A 1,155-nucleotide genomic window follows, 5' to 3' on the forward strand; every position below is an offset into this window, starting at 1 on the left:
GGATCGACTGTCCGCGCGCGTCACCCGGATCGCCGAGCCACTGCTCGGCCGGTGGCGCTCCTCGCTCAAGCTGCGCACCATGACGATCACCGCGCTCATCACGGGCGGGATGATCTTCATCTCGGGCACCTTCATCCTGACGAGCGTGAGCGACGACCTCTTCGGCTCGCGCCGGGAGCAGGTGCTGGAGGACTCCGCGCGGGCCACGCGGGCCGCCCAGCAGCTGATCGACGCCTCGGACGCCTCCGACCGGGTCGCCCTGGCGGGGCTCGTGAACGTCATGCGCTCGACCATCCGCGACACCTCCTCCAGCCAGATGTTCCGCTTCCAGCGCTCCACGGGGCAGCCCGCGGTCTCCGAGGCCCCGCTGAGCTTCTCGACGAACACGGATCTCACCGCCGCGGTCAGCGGCGAGCTGACCGCCTCGGTGATGCGCGGTGAGCACCCGCAGTACTGGCAGTCCGTGAGCATGCCCGGCCTCGACGGCCAGAGCTCCCCGGCGATCATCGTCGGCTCCACGCTCACCTTCCCGTCCTCCGTCGGCACCTACGAGCTCTACATCGGCTACAGCCTCGCGGACACGGCCAACACCTACGCCTTCATCCAGCGCACCCTGCTGATCAGCGCGGTGCTGCTCATGTTCCTCATCGGCATCCTCGTCTGGACCGTCTCCCGCGTCGTCTTCCGCCCGATCCGGGTCGCCGCCGAAACCAGCCGGAGCCTGGCCGCCGGGCAGACCGAGGTGCGGATGCCGAAGCAGAACGACGAGCAGTTCGACGTGCTCTCGGACTCCTTCAACGACATGGCCGACACCCTGCAGAGTCGTATCAACGAGCTCAATGAGCTCTCCACCGTGCAGCAGCGCTTCGTCTCCGACGTGTCCCACGAGCTGCGCACCCCGCTCACCACGATCCGGCTCGCGGGCGAGGTCCTCTACGCGAAAAAAGACGACTTCGACCCCACCTCGCAGCGCACCGTCGAGCTCCTGCACACGCAGGTGGCTCGCTTCGAACAGCTCCTCGGGGACCTGCTCGAGATCTCCCGCTACGACGCCGGGCAGGTCCAGCTGGAGGCCGAGCCGACGAACATCGCCCGACTCACCGAGGAGGCCTGCGCCGGGCTGCAACCGCTGTCCCAGAGCGAGATCCGGGTGCG

At 68.4% G+C, this 1,155-nt stretch carries 1 protein-coding gene; it reads left to right on the plus strand.

All coding sequences use genetic code 11. From position 1 onward, the window contains the following. On the plus strand, positions 1 to 1,155 hold a 1,155-nt coding region (locus OOT08_RS12410), incomplete at both ends, for a histidine kinase dimerization/phospho-acceptor domain-containing protein (RefSeq protein WP_442916265.1).

It is taken from the genome of Leucobacter sp. M11 (assembly GCF_035726885.1).
In the GTDB taxonomy this organism is placed as follows: Bacteria; Actinomycetota; Actinomycetes; order Actinomycetales; family Microbacteriaceae; genus JAPFRB01.